Origin of the sequence: Pelagovum pacificum, assembly GCF_016134045.1 — a bacterium.
GTDB lineage: Bacteria > Pseudomonadota > Alphaproteobacteria > Rhodobacterales > Rhodobacteraceae > Oceanicola > Oceanicola pacificus_A.
Genome location: NZ_CP065915.1, coordinates 3,956,188 through 3,974,188 on the forward strand (window position 1 = coordinate 3,956,188; position 18,001 = coordinate 3,974,188).

The 18,001-nt window shown below is 66.7% G+C and carries 18 protein-coding genes; 8 read left to right on the plus strand and 10 right to left on the minus strand.

Translation table 11 applies throughout. The annotated features are described in order from the left end of the window. Positions 1 to 58: 58 nt before the first annotated feature. Positions 59 to 658, plus strand: a complete 600-nt coding sequence (pncA, locus tag I8N54_RS19450; protein WP_140194811.1) for a bifunctional nicotinamidase/pyrazinamidase — start codon at positions 59 to 61, stop codon at positions 656 to 658. A 24-nt stretch (positions 659 to 682) separates the two neighbouring features. After that, positions 683 to 1,267, plus strand: coding sequence for a hypothetical protein (locus I8N54_RS19455; RefSeq protein ID WP_140194809.1), 585 nt, complete (start codon positions 683 to 685; stop codon positions 1,265 to 1,267). Between the two features lie 12 nt (positions 1,268 to 1,279). Here the strand turns inward: I8N54_RS19455 and efp are convergent, their stop codons facing one another. Further along, positions 1,280 to 1,849, minus strand: coding sequence for an elongation factor P (gene efp, locus I8N54_RS19460; protein WP_140194807.1), 570 nt, complete (start codon positions 1,847 to 1,849; stop codon positions 1,280 to 1,282). 74 nt (positions 1,850 to 1,923) lie between these two features. Between efp and epmA the strand changes: the two genes are divergently transcribed. Both epmA and I8N54_RS19470 read left to right on the plus strand, forming a co-directional pair. Then, on the plus strand, positions 1,924 to 2,934 hold the full coding sequence (gene epmA, locus I8N54_RS19465) for an EF-P lysine aminoacylase EpmA (protein ID WP_140194805.1): 1,011 nt from the start codon (positions 1,924 to 1,926) through the stop codon (positions 2,932 to 2,934). A 233-nt stretch (positions 2,935 to 3,167) separates the two neighbouring features. After that, a complete protein-coding gene (locus I8N54_RS19470) occupies positions 3,168 to 4,646 on the plus strand; it encodes an NCS1 family nucleobase:cation symporter-1 (RefSeq protein ID WP_140194803.1) in 1,479 nt (492 codons plus the stop codon). 34 nt (positions 4,647 to 4,680) lie between these two features. Here I8N54_RS19470 and I8N54_RS19475 read toward each other — a convergent pair whose 3' ends face one another. Then, on the minus strand, positions 4,681 to 5,631 hold the full coding sequence (locus I8N54_RS19475; RefSeq protein WP_197097564.1) for an ABC transporter substrate-binding protein: 951 nt from the start codon (positions 5,629 to 5,631) through the stop codon (positions 4,681 to 4,683). Between the two features lie 163 nt (positions 5,632 to 5,794). Here I8N54_RS19475 and pncB point away from each other — a divergent pair, with 163 nt between their 5' ends. Then, positions 5,795 to 7,087 carry a nicotinate phosphoribosyltransferase gene (gene pncB, locus I8N54_RS19480; protein WP_140194799.1) on the plus strand — a complete coding sequence of 431 codons (1,293 nt, stop codon included), beginning with the start codon at positions 5,795 to 5,797 and terminating at the stop codon, positions 7,085 to 7,087. Positions 7,088 to 7,303: 216 nt separating this feature from the next. Next, positions 7,304 to 8,305, plus strand: a complete 1,002-nt coding sequence (locus I8N54_RS19485; protein ID WP_140194797.1) for a serine hydrolase domain-containing protein — start codon at positions 7,304 to 7,306, stop codon at positions 8,303 to 8,305. Here I8N54_RS19485 and I8N54_RS19490 read toward each other — a convergent pair whose 3' ends face one another. The 7 genes from I8N54_RS19490 to I8N54_RS19520 all read right to left on the minus strand — a co-directional run bounded on the left by I8N54_RS19490 (position 8,306) and on the right by I8N54_RS19520 (position 14,447). After that, positions 8,306 to 9,235: an L-lactate dehydrogenase gene (locus I8N54_RS19490; protein WP_140194794.1), complete on the minus strand. Its 930-nt coding sequence runs from the start codon at positions 9,233 to 9,235 to the stop codon at positions 8,306 to 8,308. 13 nt (positions 9,236 to 9,248) lie between these two features. After that, positions 9,249 to 9,668 carry an alternative ribosome rescue aminoacyl-tRNA hydrolase ArfB gene (gene arfB, locus I8N54_RS19495; RefSeq protein WP_140194792.1) on the minus strand — a complete coding sequence of 140 codons (420 nt, stop codon included), beginning with the start codon at positions 9,666 to 9,668 and terminating at the stop codon, positions 9,249 to 9,251. A gap of 267 nt (positions 9,669 to 9,935) precedes the next feature. Then, positions 9,936 to 10,562: a queuosine precursor transporter gene (locus I8N54_RS19500; RefSeq protein WP_140194790.1), complete on the minus strand. Its 627-nt coding sequence runs from the start codon at positions 10,560 to 10,562 to the stop codon at positions 9,936 to 9,938. An 81-nt stretch (positions 10,563 to 10,643) separates the two neighbouring features. After that, on the minus strand, positions 10,644 to 11,483 hold the full coding sequence (locus I8N54_RS19505; protein WP_197097563.1) for an esterase-like activity of phytase family protein: 840 nt from the start codon (positions 11,481 to 11,483) through the stop codon (positions 10,644 to 10,646). A gap of 1 nt (position 11,484) precedes the next feature. Then, positions 11,485 to 12,429 (minus strand): penicillin-insensitive murein endopeptidase, encoded by a 945-nt coding sequence (gene mepA, locus I8N54_RS19510; protein WP_140194786.1) that lies wholly within the window; start codon positions 12,427 to 12,429, stop codon positions 11,485 to 11,487. Next, positions 12,414 to 13,793, minus strand: a complete 1,380-nt coding sequence (locus I8N54_RS19515) for an MFS transporter (protein WP_140194784.1) — start codon at positions 13,791 to 13,793, stop codon at positions 12,414 to 12,416. Before I8N54_RS19515 ends, mepA begins: the two co-directional genes overlap by 16 nt. 120 nt (positions 13,794 to 13,913) lie before the next feature. Beyond that, entirely contained in the window at positions 13,914 to 14,447 is a 534-nt protein-coding gene (locus tag I8N54_RS19520) for an acyl-CoA thioesterase (protein ID WP_140194782.1), read from the minus strand. 130 nt (positions 14,448 to 14,577) lie between these two features. On the opposite strand from I8N54_RS19520, the gene I8N54_RS19525 reads away from it, so the two are divergent. Beyond that, the gene (locus I8N54_RS19525; protein WP_140194780.1) at positions 14,578 to 14,865 is read left to right on the plus strand and encodes a YggT family protein; all 288 of its coding nucleotides are present in this window, start codon (positions 14,578 to 14,580) and stop codon (positions 14,863 to 14,865) included. Between the two features lie 37 nt (positions 14,866 to 14,902). Here I8N54_RS19525 and I8N54_RS19530 read toward each other — a convergent pair whose 3' ends face one another. Next, positions 14,903 to 15,784: an SDR family oxidoreductase gene (locus I8N54_RS19530; protein ID WP_140194778.1), complete on the minus strand. Its 882-nt coding sequence runs from the start codon at positions 15,782 to 15,784 to the stop codon at positions 14,903 to 14,905. Between the two features lie 138 nt (positions 15,785 to 15,922). Between I8N54_RS19530 and recQ the strand changes: the two genes are divergently transcribed. Beyond that, positions 15,923 to 17,962, plus strand: a complete 2,040-nt coding sequence (gene recQ, locus I8N54_RS19535; protein ID WP_140194776.1) for a DNA helicase RecQ — start codon at positions 15,923 to 15,925, stop codon at positions 17,960 to 17,962. Positions 17,963 to 18,001 lie beyond the last annotated feature (39 nt).

Consider the following 18,001-nt stretch of genomic DNA (forward strand, 5'->3'; position numbering starts at 1 on the left):
TTTACCCCATGCGCTGCCGCAATAGGCTCGCGCCGACCCATCCAACCGGAGCCCGGACATGACCGACACCGCCCTCATCGTCATCGACGTCCAGAACGATTTCTGCCCCGGCGGCGCGCTCGCCGTCACCGGTGGGGACGAGATCGTTCCCGGCATCAACGCGTTGATGGACGAATTCGCCGCCGTCGTGCTGACGCAGGACTGGCACCCGGCCGGTCATTCGTCCTTTGCCTCGTCCCATCCGGGCAAGGCGCCGATGGAAATGACCGATATGCCCTACGGGCCGCAGGTGCTCTGGCCGGATCACTGCATCCAGGGCTCGAACGGTGCGGCGTTTCACGCCGACCTGCGCACCGACCCCGCCGACCTGATCATCCGAAAGGGCTACAACCCGGAGATCGACAGCTACTCCGCCTTTTTCGAGAACGATCACGAGACGCCGACCGGCCTCGAAGGATACCTGCGCACACGCGGTATCTCGAAGTTGGTGATGGTCGGTCTCGCGACCGACTTCTGCGTGAACTTCTCTGCCGTCGACGCCGCGAAGCTCGGCTTCTCGGTCGAGGTGCGCACGGATCTCTGCCGCGGGATCGACCTTGACGGGTCGCTTGCCGCGTCCCTCAATGGAATGGCGGCCGCCGGGGTTTCGGTGGCATGACTCGTTTCCGGGGGAAATATTTCAATGATCCGATTTCTGTTCGCGGCGCTGTTCTGCGCCGGACCCGCGTTCGCGCAATGCCCTGATCCGTCCCAACTCGACGCGGAGGGGATCACCATCGCCTTCGACGACGGGGCCATCGTCACCTACCAGCGGCTCGGTCCCGACCTCGTGCTCGAGATGAACGACCTCGAGTTCGACACCGGGTTCGGTGGCGTCTACCGCTTCGGAATGCTTCCGGTGGAGGAGTTCGATCTCGACGAGTCGGGCGGCATCATCGACGACTCGCGCTGGGTGACGAGCTACCCGCAGGGGGCACCCGGCGCGCTTCCACCGCCAAGCTCCAGCGTCGACGTCCCGTTCGAGCGCAACGCCCCGGGCGAAAGCATGTCGGGCACGATCACGTTTGAGGCTCTGGGTTACGGCAACCGCATCATCAGCGGCTGCCCGATCGCCACGCGGGGCTTCAAGGTGCGGGTGACCGAAGCCGACGGCTCATGGTACGAGCCGCGGTTCAACTACTTCACCGACTACGGCTTCTCGATCATGATCGGCTCGTCCAACAGCGCGGGCGAGGAATACAGCTACGATACGGAATGGATCGAGTAGGCGACTGCCACCTCAGTCCTTCGCACGCTCGACGTAGGAGGCATCCTCGGTGTTGACCACGACGCGGGTGCCGACGCCGATGTGCGGCGGGACCATGACGCGCACGCCGTTGTCCGCCTGCGCGGGCTTGTAGGACGACGACGCCGTCTGCCCCTTCACCACCGGTTCCGTCTCCACGATCTCGACCGTCACCTTCTGCGGCAGGTCCAGCGCGATGGCGATTTCGTTGTGGATCGACAGGAAGCAGATCATGCCTTCCTGCAGCCAGACCTTGCTGTCGCCCACCACGTCTTCCTGCGCCGCGACCTGTTCGAAGGTCTCGGGGTCCATGAAGTGGTAGCCTTCGCCGTCCTCGTAGAGGAACTGGAATTCTTTCTGTTCGACGTGGGCGCGCTCGACGCTGTCGGTCGTCTTCCAGCGGTCAGACACCTTCACGCCGTCGGAGATGCGGCGCATCTCGATCTGAGTGACGGGGGTGCCTTTGCCGGGGTGGAAGTTCTCCGCCCGGAGGATCACGTAGAGCTTCTCGTCAATGTCGACGACGTTGCCCTTGCGCAGCTGTGATGCGATGACTTTCGCCATTGGGCGTCTCCTTGTGGGTGTCTCTGGTTCGCGTTACCGGGTCCGTTACCGCATCAGCGCACGGAGGGCCAGTCATGTCGTGGTGGGACAGGGAGCATCACGCGGACCGTCGCCCTGTGTTGCTGGCCCGAAACCGGATTCAGCGGGCGATCCGTGACTGGTTCGAGGGCCGGGGCTTCGTCGAGGTCGATCCACTCTGCATGGTGACCTCTCCGGGGAACGAGACGCACCTCCACGCCTTCGAGACAGAAGAGATCGCGCCCAATCTCTCGACGCGTCGCCGCTACCTTCACACGTCGCCCGAGTTCGCGATGAAGAAGCTGCTGGCGGCGGGGGAGGAGCGGATATTCACCTTCTCTCACGTATGGCGCAACCGGGAGGGCGGTCCGCGCCACGGGTCTGAGTTCGTGATGCTGGAGTGGTATCGCGCGAACGCGCCCTACACCGTGCTGATGGAGGATTGCGCCGAGTTGCTGCGCGTCGCGGCCGAGGCGGCAGGGTCTTCCCTGCTGCGGCATGGTGAGGCCACCTGCGATCCATTGATCGCGCCGCGCCGGGTTTCGGTCGCCGACGCATTCGGCGAGGCCGGGATCGACCTGCTGTCGACACTGCCGGACGGCGTTCCGGATACCGGTCGCCTTGCGGCGGCGCTCGACCGGGTTGGCGTCAAACATATGGACGGGGAGACATGGTCCGATCTCTTCTCCCGCGTACTGGTCGGAGAGGTCGAGCCCGGGCTGGGCCACGCGGCGACCTTCCTCGACCGCTATCCGGCGCCCGAAGCCGCGCTCGCCCGGCGCTGCCCGGACGACCCGCGCGTCGCCGAACGGTTCGAGCTGTTCGCCTGCGGTGTCGAGCTCGCCAACGGCTTCGGAGAGCTGACCGACCCGGAGGAGCAGCGCGCCCGGTTCACCGCCGACATGGACGAGCGGGAGCGCATCTACGGCAGCCGCTATCCGCTGGACGAGGAGTTTCTCGCCGCGCTGGCCCACATGCCGCCGTCGTCCGGGATCGCCCTTGGGTTCGACCGGCTGGTGATGCTCGCGACCGGCGCCCCCCGGATCAGCGACGTCATCTGGGCGTAGGGTGCGCGCTCGATGCGCACCCCCGGTCGGACCCTTCGGGGTGCGCATCAAGCGCGCACCCTACGGATTCTGTTCTGCTCAATCGCTCGGCATCGGGCGGGTGGCCGGGGGAAACATTCCCGCATTCGTTGCATCCGGGCCTCGAAATGTCGGTCAGGGGCGAACCGGTCCCCCGGTGGGATGCAAAGGTTGATCCACGACTCGCGATAGATCGGGACACGGGGGATCACATCATGCCAGCCGACGATTTCGCCATTATCACTGCCGCCGAGACCGACGGCTCTCTCTACAACGAGGATCTCGCACCCCTGCCGCCGGAGAAGCGGAAGTGGGGCGCCTTCGAGATCTTCAACGTCTGGTCGAACGACATCCAGTCGCTGTTCGGCTACACGCTTGCCGCCTCTCTCTTCATCAGCTCGGGCATCAACGGCTGGTGGGTGTTCGCGGCCATCGTTCTAGCAGGGCTCATCGTCATGGGGCTGGTGAACCTCACCGGCCGGCCGAGCGTGAAATACGGCATCCCCTATCCGGTGATGGCCCGTGCGGCGATGGGCGTGCGGGGCGCCAACCTCCCGGCCATGATCCGCGGCATCGTCGCAATCTTCTGGTACGGGGTGCAGACCTACTTCGCCTCGACCGCCGTCGCGATGCTGATCTACGCGCTGTTCGGCGGCGCGGAGGGCGCGACCTTCCTCGGCCTGACCACCGTCGACTGGATCGCGTATGTCTTCGTCTCGATCTTCCAGGTGGCGCTCTTCATGCGCGGCATCGACTGGATCACGAAGTTCCTCAACTGGGCCGGCCCGCTCGTTTACGCGGTGATGATCCTGCTTGCGCTCTACATCTGGTTCCGTGCCGGGAACGGCCTGTTCTCGGAGCTCGGGGTCATCTTCTCCGGCGCGGCCGCGGAGGATGGCACGTCCGGCGGCGTCGGTGCCTTCATCGGTGTGGTCGGTACGATGATCGCCTACTTCGCGGCGGTCATCATCAACTACGGCGACTTCGCCCGCTTCGTGCAGACCGACGGCAAGATGCGTATGGGCAACTTCCTCGGACTGCCGGTCAGCCTCGCCGTCTTCTCGTTCCTCGCGATGTTCATCACGGCGGGCACGGCAGCGATCTTCGGCACGATCCTCACCAACCCGGCGGAGATCGTCGGCCAAGTGGACAGCGTGCTACTGACGCTGATCGCGGCACTCACGTTCTTCGCAGCGACAGTGGGGATCAACCTCGTCGCGAACTTCATCCCGCCGGCCTACGACCTCGCCAATCTGGCGCCCGCGCGCATCTCGGCGAGGACGGGTGGCATGATCACGGCGGGCCTCGCCTTCTTCATCGGGGCGTTCTGGGTGGCGGCGATCTCAACCATCGGCATCGCGGTGTTCGTCGACACGCTTGGCGCGATCCTCGCCCCGCTCTACGGCGTGCTGGTTGCGGACTATTACATCGTGAAGAAGCGGCAGCTCGACGTGCCCGCGCTGTTCTCGCCCTCTCCGACCGGCCTCTACTGGTACGAGGGCGGCTGGAACCGCAAGGCGCTCTATGCCGTCGGGATCGCGGGGGTCTTCTCCGTCGCGACGGTCTGGGTGCCGGTGCTCGGCGCGCTTTCGGGCTACGCCTGGTTGATCGGCGCGGCGCTGGCCGCGGCGTTGCATGTCTGGCTGATGGGCCGGGCGACGTACACGGCGCCGGCGCCTGCTCCCGCCGAATAAACAGAGGGGGCCGGGTCACCGGCCCCCGCATCGCCTAGTCGGCAGAGACCAGAGCCTCGATCTCTTCCAGGACGTAGTCCATCGCCGCGAAGGTCATCGGATAGACGTAGAACCGGTCCGAGGAGTGGAAGCGTCCGGCCGTCACCGCACCAAGCATATCCGTCGATCCCGGGGCGATCTGCTCGAGCGCGGTCAGCGCGGTCGTGTCGTCCTCGCCCCGGTCGGCGATGTGGGAGGTGAAGACCCAGTCGGCGTCGAGCTCCCTGATCAGTTCGGCCGAGATCGTCGTCTCCTGCGCCGCCTCGGGCACTTGGTCGACGACCGGCAGCGGCTCGAACCCGAGATCCTCCAGCACCTGCGACTGCGCGCCGTAGGTCCGGAACAGCCGGATCTGCACGTCGTCCGCATCCGGCAGGATGATGACGTAGGTCGGCGCTTCGCCCTGCGGCATGATCGCGGGTCGTAGCTCCTCGATCCGCGCGTCGTAGGCCGCCTGTAGCGCATCGAACGTTTCCGCCCGGTTCACCCAACCGGCGAATTCGGCATAGTTGGTCAGCGCGTCCTGCCCGTTCGCGGGATCGTAGATGATTGTCGGCGCGATAGCCGACAGCTGGTCGCGCAGGGACAGCGTATCGCCGAGGTTGCCGATGATGAGGTCGGGCTGCAGGGCGGCGATCTGCTCGACATCGATCTGCCCGTGCACGGAGGCAAGCGCGATGTCGTCGAACGTCAGCCCGTATAGCTCGCGGCCCGAGCGGACGAAGTAGCCGCCGTCGGACGTGACGCGGCCGGTGCTGCCGATCAGGTTCGCGCCCAGCTCCCACGCCATCACGGTCGCGGTCCAGTCGTGCAGGGACACGATCCGCTGTGGATCGGCGGGGAGCGTCACCTCGTGACCGGAATGGTCGGTGACCGTGCGCGTGTCCTGCGCGGCAGCGGGGACGGCGGACAAGAGGGCGAACGCGGCGAGGGCGATGTGTTTCATGGTCTTCCGGCACTTGATTCCTGGGGATCGGTCTCCTCCTGACCCTAGCCACAAAATACCTGACCACAATAGTAAACTATTATCGCCTTCCGCCGAGCGGGGCGAGTGCAGCTTTACGCCCCGCCGGACGGTTGCAATAAGAGGCGCAACTGAAGGAGCCGAAATGGTCGACATCGCGACACGTGTCTGGAACCACAAGTGGAAGATCGACCCGATCGTCCGCTCCCTGATCGACACGGATTTCTACAAGCTGCTCATGTGCCAGTCGGTGTTCCGCAATCACCCGGACACGAACGTCACGTTCTCGCTCATCAACCGCACGACCTCCGTGCGGCTCGCCGACCTGATCGACGAAGGAGAGCTGCGCGAACAGCTCGATCACATCCGCTCGCTCTCGCTCACGCGGGGGGAGAGCACATGGATGCGGGGCAACACCTTCTACGGCAAGCGGCAGATGTTCACGCCCGAGTTCATGGACTGGTTCGAGAACCTGCGCCTGCCGCCCTACGACCTGCAGAAGCGCGACGGCCAGTACGAGCTGACGTTCGAAGGCAAGTGGCCAGAGGTCATGTTGTGGGAGATTCCCGCGCTCGCCGTGCTGATGGAGCTGCGGGGCCGCGCCGTGCTGCGCGACATGGGTCGGTTCGAGCTTCAGGTGCTCTATGCCCGCGCCATGACGAAGCTGTGGGAAAAGATCGAGATGCTGCGCAAGATCGACGGCCTGAAGGTCGCGGACTTCGGCACGCGGAGGCGGCACTCGTTCCTCTGGCAGGACTGGGCTGTGCGCGCGATGGTCGAGGGGCTCGGCGATGCCTTCACCGGCACTTCGAACTGCGCCATCGCCCGCAACCGCGATCTCGAGGCGATCGGCACCAATGCCCACGAGCTTCCGATGGTCTATGCCGCGATGGCCGACGGGGACGAGGCGCTCGCCCGCGCGCCCTACGACGTGCTGTCCGACTGGCACGAGGAGCATGAAGGCAACCTGCGGATCATCCTGCCCGACACCTACGGAACGCAGGGCTTCCTCGACCGCGCGCCGGACTGGCTGACGGAATGGACCGGCATACGCATCGATTCCGGGGACCCCGCGGAAGGGGCGGAGACGGCGATCCGCTGGTGGAAGGAGCGTGGCGAGGACCCGCGCAACAAGCTGGTGATCTTCTCCGACGGGCTCGACGCCGACAAGATTGTGGAACTGCACGCCCGGTTCTCGGGCCGGGTGAAGGTATCTTTCGGCTGGGGCACGATGCTGACCAACGACTTCCGCGGCCTTGCGCCGGACGACGCGCTCGCGCCCTTCTCGCTGGTCTGCAAGGCCGTCGCCGCGGAGGGCCGGCCGACGGTCAAGCTGTCCGACAATCCCAACAAGGCGATGGGTCCGGAGAGCGAGATCGAGCGTTACAAGCGGGTATTCGGCGTCGGTGACCAGGTCGCGCGCGAGGTGGTGGTGTAGGGTGCGCATCGAGCGCGCACCCTACGACAGCGACAGGCCGTCCACGTAGGGTGCGCGTTCAATGCGCGCCACGAACGGGTATCCACTCGCGACAAACCTGTAGGGTGCGCATTCACTGCGCACCCGATCCCGCCCCCCACCAACCCCCACGCCCACGTGATTTCACCTTCGCCCGCGCCGCTCCTACCTTCCGGCCTGATATCACCCGGAGCGCCCATGATCACTCGCCGCACGACCCTCGCCTTGCTCGCCGCCGCCCCCCTCTCCGCTCGCGCGCAGGCGATGCCGCAGGGATGGGCCGACCTTCCCAGCCTTGCTGCGGAGTTGGACCAGTTCCACGCCATCGCCGTCGCCCACAGGGGCGAGTTGGTGCTGGAAGAGGCCGTGCGCGGGCCCTCCGTCGACACGCCGGCCAACATCAAGTCGGTGTCGAAGACCATCGTTGCAGGACTCCTCGGCTCCGTCCTCCAAAGCGGTGAGATCGCCGACATCTCCGCCACGCTGGAAGATGTCGCGCCGAACCTGATCCCAGGTGACGCCGATCCACGGGTCGGCTCCATCTCGATGGAGGATCTCGTGACGCTGCGCGCCGGGCTGGAGCGGACGAGCGGGCCGAACTACGGCAACTGGGTCGCGAGCGGCAACTGGGTGGCCAACGCGCTGGGCCGGGAGTTCGTGGACGAGCCGGGCGGTCGGATGCTCTATTCCACGGGCACGACCCACGTGCTCGGCGCGGCGCTGTCCGAGGCGACGGGCGACAGCCTCCTGACGCTGGCCCGGGACCGGCTGGGCGATGTGCTCGGCACCTACATCGTGCCGTGGACGCAGGATCCCCAGGGCCGCTACATGGGCGGCAACCAGATGGCCCTGACGCCCGCCGCGATGGTGCGGTTCGGTGAACTCTACCGCCTCGGCGGCAGCTACGACGGCACCCGTGTTCTGCCCGAAGACTACGTGACCGCCAGTTTCGAGCAGCGCACGCGGTCGCCCTATTCGGGGCTGTCCTACGGGTACGGCTGGTTCCTCGGCGAGGTGCAGGGGCATCCTTACGCGATGGCACGCGGTTACGGCGGGCAGATCATCTTCGTTGTGCCCGAGGCCGAGCTGACCGTCGCGATCACCTCCGATCCCAACCAGCCCGCGCGCAGCGACGGCTACTTCGGTGTGCTGCGCGACTTCCTCGAGCAGACCGTCGCGCCGCTGGCCTTGTCTGCCTGATTACAGCGACAGCGTCCCGACCTGATCCTTCAGCATGGCGGCGGAGGCTTCGAGCCCCTCCGCCTCTGCCGGCGACAGGTCGGGCAAGAGCTCCTGCGTCACGCCGTTCGCCCCGACGACTCGCGGCAGGGAGCAGGCGACGTCGCTGACGCCCAGAACGTCCGACACGGTCGACACGGTAAGGATCGCGCCCTCGTCCCCGCCGATGGCGGCGGCGATCCGCGACAGGCCCGCACCGATGCCGTACCACGTCGCGCCCTTGCCCTCGATGATGCGATAGGCGGCGCGGCGCACGCCGTCGTCGATCTCCTGCCGCACCTCATTCGTGATCGGACGGCCCACCTGCTCCGCTGCGCTGTCGGCAGGGACCGTGCCGGCGCGGGCCCCTGACCAGCAAAGCACCTCGCTGTCGCCGTGCTCACCCAGCACGTAACCGTGCACCGATTTAGGCGCGATGCCGAGGTGCCGGGACAGCAGCCACCGGAACCGCGCGGTATCGAGGATCGTGCCCGATCCGATCACCCGTCCTGCGGGGAGGCCCGAGATGCTCAGCGTGACCTGGGTCATGATGTCGACCGGGTTCGACGCAACCAGCAGGATCGCGTCGGGGCTGGCCGAGCGGACTTCACCCACGACGACGCGGAACACCTCGGCATTTCGCGCCAGAAGCTGCAGCCGGGTCTCGCCCGGTTTCTGTCCGACGCCGCAGGCGAGGATCACGATGGACGCGCCGGCGAGGTCACCGTAGCCACCTGCCTCGATCCGCGCGGGAGAGGCGAAGGGAATGGCGTGGGCGATGTCCTCCGCCTCCGCCCGGGCGCGCGCGTCGTCGAGGTCGACCAGCACGATGCGCGAGGCGACACCGCGCATGACCAGCGAAAAGGCAGCGGCAGAGCCGACCATGCCCGCGCCGACGATACCGATCTTCATGGGCGTCCCTCCCTCATGGATCGACCTTGCCGCGCAAGGTCTTCACTTCGCCGCGGCGCTTCTTCGTGTCCACGCGCTTGCGTTTCTGGTTGAGCGAGACGCGGGTCGGGATCCGCTTCTTCGGAGCCTCGCAGGCGCGGCGGATCAGTCCGATCAGCCGCTCCCGGGCGAGGTCGCGGTTTCGGGCCTGGCTGCGCTCTTCCGAGACCTGGATGATGAGCGCGCCGTCCTTCGTCCACCGCCGCCCCGCGATGCGTCGCAGCCGCCGCTTCACCGGGTCGGGCAGCGACGGCGACCGTTCTGCCTCGAAACGCAGCTCGACGGCGGACGAGACCTTGTTGACGTTCTGCCCGCCCGGACCGCCGGCGCGGACGAACTGTTCAACCAGTTCCCAATCCTGGATCTCGATCCGGTCGTTGATCTTCAGTGGCATGACGTCGTCCTTTCTCGTCCCTCCATATAACGAAAAGGGCCGCTCCGGCGACGGAGCGACCCTTCGAAAGTTCAGGAGGTGGGGTCGGTTAGGATCCCCAACTCAGGGGTTCAGTTCCCAAGGGCTGCCTCAGGAGCGGTCCTCCCAAGCTGTCCCGACACCTCTCTCCACCATCTTTCTAGACACTGGATCACCTCCTTTCATTGGTTTCGCCTGACTAGGAGGGTTACACAGAATTTGTGTAAGTCAAATAAATTTCCGCTATCCCTAGGCGGGCCCGGCCAGCAAACGCCCAACGATGAGGCGAAACGGAACGAGCGCAATCAGCGCAACCGCCAGTTTCACGGCCCAGTCCGCCACGCCGAGCGAGATCCACAGCGGAACCACCGGACCGACGGTCAGGAACGGCACGGCCTCGAGCGCCCAGCCGACTTGTTCGTCCGCCACTGCGCCGAAGCTCAGGAAGCCGGCGAAGGCGATGGTGAAGAACAGAACGCTGTCGACGGTCGAGCCGACGAGGGTCGATGCCAGCGGCGCGCGCCACCACGCGCCGTCGCGGAAGCGCGAGAACACGGCGACGTCCATCAGCTGCGCGACGAGGAACGCGGTGCCCGAAGCGACGGCGACGCGAAGCGGCACAGCCGGGCCGAATTCCAGCATGATCTGAGAGCCGATCAGCGAACAGATGATTCCGACGACAAAGCCGGCGAAGACCACGCGACGGGCCGGACCGGCGCCGTAGACCCGGTTCATCACGTCGGTGACGAGGAAGGCGAACGGGTAGGTGAAGGCGCCCCACGTGAGCAGGCCGTCGAGGATCAGGAATTGAACGAGGATATTGGAGGCCACCACGATGGCGGCCATGGCAAGGATGCCGGGCAGGGTGCGGGTCATGGACATGTTTCCGTTTTGGCAAGGTGCGGCACTTGGTTCCCCACCGCGGGGAACGGGCGGCCTTTAGGGGCCGCCCTGCTGTCAGTCAAGCCGGTATTCGACGATCTCGGTCTGCTGGATCGGATAGAAATTGTCGTCCGCGATCATCGTCAGGCGGATCGCGCCGCTCTCGTCCTGCCAGACGGCAAGCCCTTCGAGGTTGTCGTGCTGGTTGTACGGCGTGGTCAGCAGCACGGTCTCGTCCATTGTGCCGGGGACGATCCGCCGGACCTGGCTGCGGAAGCCGAAAGGACCCAGCTTGCGCCCCAGGAGGTAGAGTGCGCCATCCGGCCCGAAATCCGCACCGACGGCCATGAACCCCTCTCGCGGGCGGAGGCGAAAGGCGATGGACCATGTGCCCCCGGCATAGCGGTAGACCGGGAACAGGCCGTCGTCTCCGGGCACTTCGGGCAGCGTGTAGAGCGACCCGTCCGGTGCGAGGGCGAGCGCTTCTAACGCGCGGTTGTCGCGCATGCCCGCGAAGTCGGGATGCGCGGGAAGCTCTGTCGGGACCCCGTCGAGTTGAGAGTAGCGCAGGACGCGGGCCTCCCCTTCGAGCGAAATCCAGGCCGTGCCGTCCGGCGCGACGGCGAGGCCCTCCGTATCGTCCCGCATCTCCCCGCCGTCCGGCCGTCGAAGTCCCAGCTTCTCCGCCGTCACGCCTGTGATCCGGTCGCCATCCCGCGTGATCGTGCCGCGATAGAGGATCGACCGGTCGCTGATCGCGACGAAGCTGCTCCCGTCGTCCGAAAGCTCCAGTCCCGAGACGCCGCCGACGTGCCGCTCGTTCCAGATGTAAGTGCCGAGGTACGTCACCTCCGCAGACCCGACGAGGGGACAGGCGGCCAGAACGGCCGCCGTGAAAAAGGTTCGGAAGCTCAACTCAGTTCGACCGGGCAACGTCCTGACAGGCGCCGGGAAGCTGCGCCATCGTCACCGGACCGCGCGCCGGGGCGGGGTCCGCGTTCGGATCCGGCGGCGGCGGGTTGAGGATATTGTCGACCCACTCCTGCGCCTCCGCGCAGCCGTCGCCGGGGGGCGGTGGCGCCTGATCCTCACAGCCGGCAGCACCGGGCGGGCAGTTCAGGCGGACGTGGAAATGGTAGTGATGACCCCACCACGGGCGGATCTTGCTCAGCCATTCGCGGTCGCCGGTCTCGGCGTTGCACATGGCCACCTTGGCGCCGGCGAAGACGAAGATCCGCGCCACGCGCGGGTCCGACGCGGCCTGCCGGAGCAGCGCCATGTGCTGCGCGGTCCAGCGGTCGTTCGTGTAGGCGCCTTCCGCGCGCTGCATGGAGATCGAGGAAATCTGTTCCCGCTGATCGGTGGACAGGTCGAGCCGCTGCGGCGGCAGCATCCAGATGTCGGCGTCGAGCCCGATCTGGTGGCTGGCGTGGCCCGACAGCATCGGGCCGCCGCGCGGCTGGCTCATGTCCCCGATGTAGAGTCCTTCCCACCCCGGCAAGCTCGCCGCGAAGCGCGACAGGTCCTGCACGAAGTCGACGGTGATCGGCTGCGCCCAGTTGCGATTGCGGGACAGCCGCATCGCCTGCCAGGTCGGTCCGGTCTCGGGCAGCTGCACTGCGCCGGCCTGGCAGCCGCGCGAATAACCGCCGATCGGTTCGGATGTCTGGACGGACGCGGTCGACAGGTAACCGAAAACGTCCTTCGCGACGCGGCTGTCGGAGGGGTCGGCGGCTGCCGCGCTCGCCTCCGGCGCGCCGGGATTCGCGTTCTGGGTCGATGCGGTGGAGGTGCCGGAACTGCGCTGGCATGAGGCCAGCGCCAGAAGACAGGCACTGATGAGGACTAGGGTGCGGACCATGCTGCTCGATCTCCGTCTTTATTGACGAAGACTAGCAGAATGAGGCCGACCATGAAAAGAAGGATGACCGGCGAGATGCCCAGCCTCGGGTCCCCTGTGATGCTGGTGAAGACGAAGATCATCGCCGGGGCGAGGAACGCCGTCGCCTTGCCCGACAGCGCGAACAGTCCGAAGGCCTCCGTCGGGCGATCGGGATGGGTATGGCGCACCATCATCGTCCGCGAGGCTGCGTAGATCGCCCCGCCCGCGCCGCCGATCGCCGCGCCGCAGATGTAGAACAGCGTGTCCGGCAGGGTGGACCCTTCCGCGAGCGGGAAGCCGAAGACCATCTCCCGCGTCATGCCGACGATCACGGTGCAGACCACGATCAGGATCAGGATGCAGCCGACGATCACCGGCCTTGGCCCGTAGCGCGCGTCGAGCTGCCCGCCGACCCACGTCGCGATGCCGGCGGTCACCGCGCCGATGATCCCGAAGATCGCGATCTGGATCAGCGTCCAGTCGAGCACGAGCACCGCATACACACCGCCGAACCCGTAGAGCGCGTTCAGCGCGTCGCGGTAGAACATCGACGAGATCAGGAACCCCTTCAGGCTGTCCCGGCGGGCAATGCCTTTGATCGAGGTCCAGAGGTCGCCGAGCGCCTGCCGCACGCCGCCCTGTTTTGTCGCGGGCCGCGCCTCGCGCACCCAGGCGAAATAGGGGATCATGAAGACGACGAACCAAAGCGCGATGAACGGTCCGACGATGCGCGTGCCTTCCCGCGCCTCGGGGTCGAGCCCGAAGGCCGGCGGATTGCCGAGCAGCGTGGTCCCGGCTTCCGCGTCGGCTTCGAAGAACAGCAACAGCATGATGAACAGCGACGCCACGCCACCCCAATAGCCTATGGAAGCGCCGGTGCCGCTGATCTTGCCGATGGATTCCTCGGTGCCGAGCGACGGCAGCTGCGCATTCACGAAGATCAGGGCGAACTCCGCCGCGATGAAGCCCGCCGAGAACGCCCAGAGGCAGAACCACAGCGCGCTGCCGTCCGGCGCCATGGTCCAGAGCGCGGCCATCGCCACGATGTAGATCGCCGAGAACAGCAGGATCCACGGCATCCGCCGCCCCGTGCTGTCGGCGTAGGCGCCGAGCACCGGGCCGAGGATGCCGATGAACAATCCCGCCAGCGTCTGTGCCAGGGCCCAGACGGATTGCGCATGAGCATCGGCGGCAGTCGGGCTTTCGCCGGCAGCGGCAAAGTAGTCGGTCGCGACGGAGGCGAAGTAGGGGCCGAAGATGAAGGTGAGGCCGAGCGTATAGAACGGCTGGGTCGCCCAGTCGAAGGCCATCCAGCCCCAGATCCGTTTTCGCTCGTCGGTCATTTCGCCCCCACGTCCATCCCGCCGCGATCAAACGGAAAAGCTGACCCGCAGGCAAGGGGCGCGGGGTCGTCGGACTGGATCAATCCGGCAGGTGCGCCATCCATGCGACGCACCGCCCGTTCAATCCTGAAACGGCGGCCAGGGCCGGACCGCCTCGGCGTCGATCCATGCCTTCGCCCAGTCCGGGGGTGGATTGTCCTCGGGCAGGCCCATCGCCTCGGCCAGCCTGGCAGGCGGCACGATGCCGTCCGTGGAGGTAATGGCCGAGCGGATCAGAACATGGCTCGCGCAGTCGCCGGTCTTCTTCCACATCGACTGCTCGATATAGAAGAACCGGTGATCCCAGCCACAGCCCCGCGTCTTCATCTTCACCTTCTCGAAGGCCCGGACCCGGCGGCGGTAGCGCGTGGTGGATCCCGCGACCGTCAGACCCCAGCCCTTGTCCTTCATCACGGCCAGCAGACCGAGCCGCCGCGCCGCCGGAATGCGCCCGAGGTCGTAGAGCGTCAGCGTCCGCCCGTTGTTGAGCTCCATCCAAAGGTCGATGTCCCACGGCCAGCAGATGTGCTCGCTCTCGTGGATGTCCCGGATGCCGAGCGGCGGGTCGTTCCGGTGCCGGAAGTCCTGATAGAGAAGGCGGAGAAAGGGATACATCGGGCAGGCTCCTTCAACCCGGATTCGTGGGCGTGGGTGACGTAGACGTCAACAGTGACCCTGGGTCAGGGGATTGCTCCCGCGTCCCGGAATGCTTACCTGCCTTGCGTCAAGAACGGGACGGAGACATATGCAGTCGTTATTCCAGATCCTCCTGCTGGTGCTGGGCGTCGCGCGATTTTTCATCATCGTGCACTTCATCATGAGCTGGCTCATCAACTTCCAGGTGCTCAACATCAGGCAGCCTCTGGTCTCGCAGATCTGGTATGGTCTGAACCGTCTGCTGGAACCGATCTACGGGCCTATCCGGCGGATCCTGCCCGATCTCGGCGGGATCGACCTGTCGCCGCTGCTGGCGCTTCTGGCGATCTACGCGCTCGAGATCGTCATCCGGAACAACATGTACGCCTTCATGTGACGTGAAGCGCCGCCGGCAGGACCGGCGGCGCTCTTGGTCAGGCCGTCGGCGCGCCGCCGGTGACGCCGAGGATCTCGCCGATGGTGTAGCTTGCCTCGTCGCTGGCGAGGTAGACGAAGGCGCCGGCAAGTTCGGACGGCTGGCCCGGCCGGCCGATGGGTGCGCCCGCGCCGTGCTGCGTGACCGCCTCCTGCGTCTGCCCGCCCGATGGCTGAAGCGCCGTCCAGATCGGCCCCGGCGCGACGCCGTTCACGCGAATGCCCTTCTCGATGGCCTGCTTGGCGAGGCCGATCGTGAATCCGCGCATCGCGTACTTCGTCGTTGCATAGTCGAGCAGCTGCGGCGCCGGATCGTACCCCTGGATCGAGGTGACGGGAATGATCGACGAGCCCGGCGGCATGATCGCCATCGCCTCCTGGCACATCCAGAACATCGCGTAGACGTTCGTCTTCATCGTCTGATCGAACTGCTCGGACGAGATGCTGGCGATGTCGGGTTGCGTCACCTGCTTGCCGGCGTTCACGACCATGATGTCGAGCCCGCCCATCTTTTCTGCCGCGTCCTTCACCAGCTGCCGGGCGAAGGCCTCGTCCATCAGGTCGCCGGGCATCCGGTGCAGCGTGTTGCCGTCCGCCTCGAAGATCTCGGCGAGGGACTCCGCGTCGGGCTCTTCCTCGGGAAGGTAGTTGATGACGACCTCGGCCCCCTCGCGGGCATAGGCGATGGCAACCGCCCGGCCGATACCGGAGTCGCCGCCGGTGATGAGCGCCTTGCGCCCTTCGAGCCGTCCGTGTCCGACCCAGCTTTCGGCCCCGTCGGCCGGGACGGGCTTCATCTTCGCGTCGAGCCCGGGCGGGTCCTGAGGCTGTTTCTCGAACGGGGGTTGCGGATGCAGGGTGCGGGGGTCGCGGAGCGTCATTTCGGTCAATCCTTGCTGTTCAAGACGGCAACGACGAGTGTGGCAGAAGGTTTCAGCCGCCCGCTCTTGCCGCCGCACCCGCGCTGTGGGAGTCTGTTGAGTAACGAGCAGATAACTTGATGCTGGCAGGCTGCCCCCATGCGCGCTGAACCCCTTCTTCGCGAGGTTTTCGGATTCGACTCCTTCCGTCCCGGCCAGGCCGAGATCGTGGAGGCTGTTGCCCAAGGGGAAAACACGCTCGCCATCATGCCGACCGGCGGCGGCAAGTCGCTGTGCTTCCAGCTTCCCGCACTGATGCGCGACGGTGTGACAGTGGTGATCTCGCCGCTGATCGCCCTGATGCGCGACCAGGTGCGCGGCCTGAAGGAAGCGGGTGTGGAAGCCGGCGCGCTGACCTCCGGCAACACCGAGGAAGAGACGGCCGAGGTCTGGAGCGCGATCGAGGACGGGCGTCTGCGCCTGCTCTACATGGCACCCGAACGGCTCGCCTCTGGCGGGGCGCAGGCGATGCTGCGCCGGATCGGCGTCAGCCTGATCGCCGTGGACGAGGCGCATTGCGTCAGCCAGTGGGGGCATGATTTCCGGCCCGACTACCTCCGCATCGGAGAGCTGCGCCGCGACCTCGGCGTGCCGCTCGCCGCCTTCACCGCGACCGCCGATGCCGAGACCCGGGAAGAGATCGTCGCGAAGCTGTTCGACGGCGAGCGCCCGCGCGAGTTCCTGCGCGGTTTCGACCGCCCGAACATTCACCTCGCCTTCGCCGTGAAGGACCAGCCCCGCCGCCAGATCCTCGCCTTCGCCGAAGGCCGCAGGGGGCAATCCGGCATCGTCTATTGCGGCACCCGCGCCAAGACGGAGACGCTGGCCCAGGCGCTGCGCGAGCAGGGCCATTCGGCGTGCCACTACCACGGAGGGATGGACCCCGACGACCGCCGCGCGGTCGAGGGCCGCTTCGCCCGCGAGGACGGGCTGATCGTCGTTGCCACGATTGCCTTCGGCATGGGCATCGACAAGCCCGACATCCGGTGGGTCGCTCACGCCGACCTGCCCAAGAGCATCGAGTCCTACTACCAGGAGATCGGCCGCGCCGGTCGCGACGGCGCCGCCGCCGAAACGCTCACCCTGTTCGGCCCCGACGACATCCGCTTCCGCCGCAGCCAGATCGACGAGGGCCTCGCCCCGCCGGAGCGCAAGGCGGCGGACCACGGCCGACTGAATGCGCTGCTCGGCCTCGCCGAGGCGCTCGAGTGTCGGCGCAAATCGCTGCTGTCCTACTTCGGCGAGGAGGTGGAGACCTGCGGCGGCTGCGACCTCTGTGACAAGCCGCCGGAGCTTTTCGACGCCACGACCCCGGTGCGCATGGCGCTTTCCGCCGCGCTGCGGACGGGCGAGAGCTTCGGCGCCGGACATCTTATCGACATCGTGATGGGCAACGAGACCGAGAAGGTGCGCCAACGCGGCCACGAACAGCTGCCGACCTTCGGCGTCGGCAAGGACCTGTCCAAGGGCGAGTGGCAGGCCGTGTTCCGGCAGATGATGGGCCGCGACCTGATGCGCCCCGATCCGGAACGTCACGGCGCGCTCCGCATGACCGGTCGCGCCCGCCCCATCCTGAAGGGCGAGGAAAGCGTGACGCTTCGCCGCGACACGATCCGCGTCGCGAAGTCCGACCGGCCCGTCGTCCGCACGCTGGTCTCGGAAGAGGACGCGCCGCTGCTCTCCGCGCTGAAGGCCAAGCGACGCGCGCTGGCCGAGGCGCAGGGCGTGCCGGCCTACATCATCTTCAACGACCGCACCCTGATCGAAATGGCCGAGACCCGGCCCAAGACCCTCGACGACATGGCGCAAATCGGCGGTGTCGGGGCCAAGAAGCTCGACAGTTACGGGCGCGATTTCCTCGAAGTCGTCGCCGGCGAGGCGGAGAAGCTGCACCCCTCGCGCATGAAGCTCGCCGGGCGGAACGAGGGGATGATCTACGACCGCCTGATGCAGGTGCAGGCCGATCTCGCCCGCGGCGAGGACGGTACGGAAAAGCCGCTCTCCTGTTCCGCGACGATGCTGGCGAAGATCGCGCGGATGAAGCCGAGCGACGAGGCCGGAATCGCCCGATTGCTCGGCGACCGACATGCCGAACGCTTCGCCCGCGCCTTCCTCGACGTGCTGGGGGAGACGGCCTGAGCGGAGGGCGATGGACCTCCCCCCGCCGCCGTGCGATCA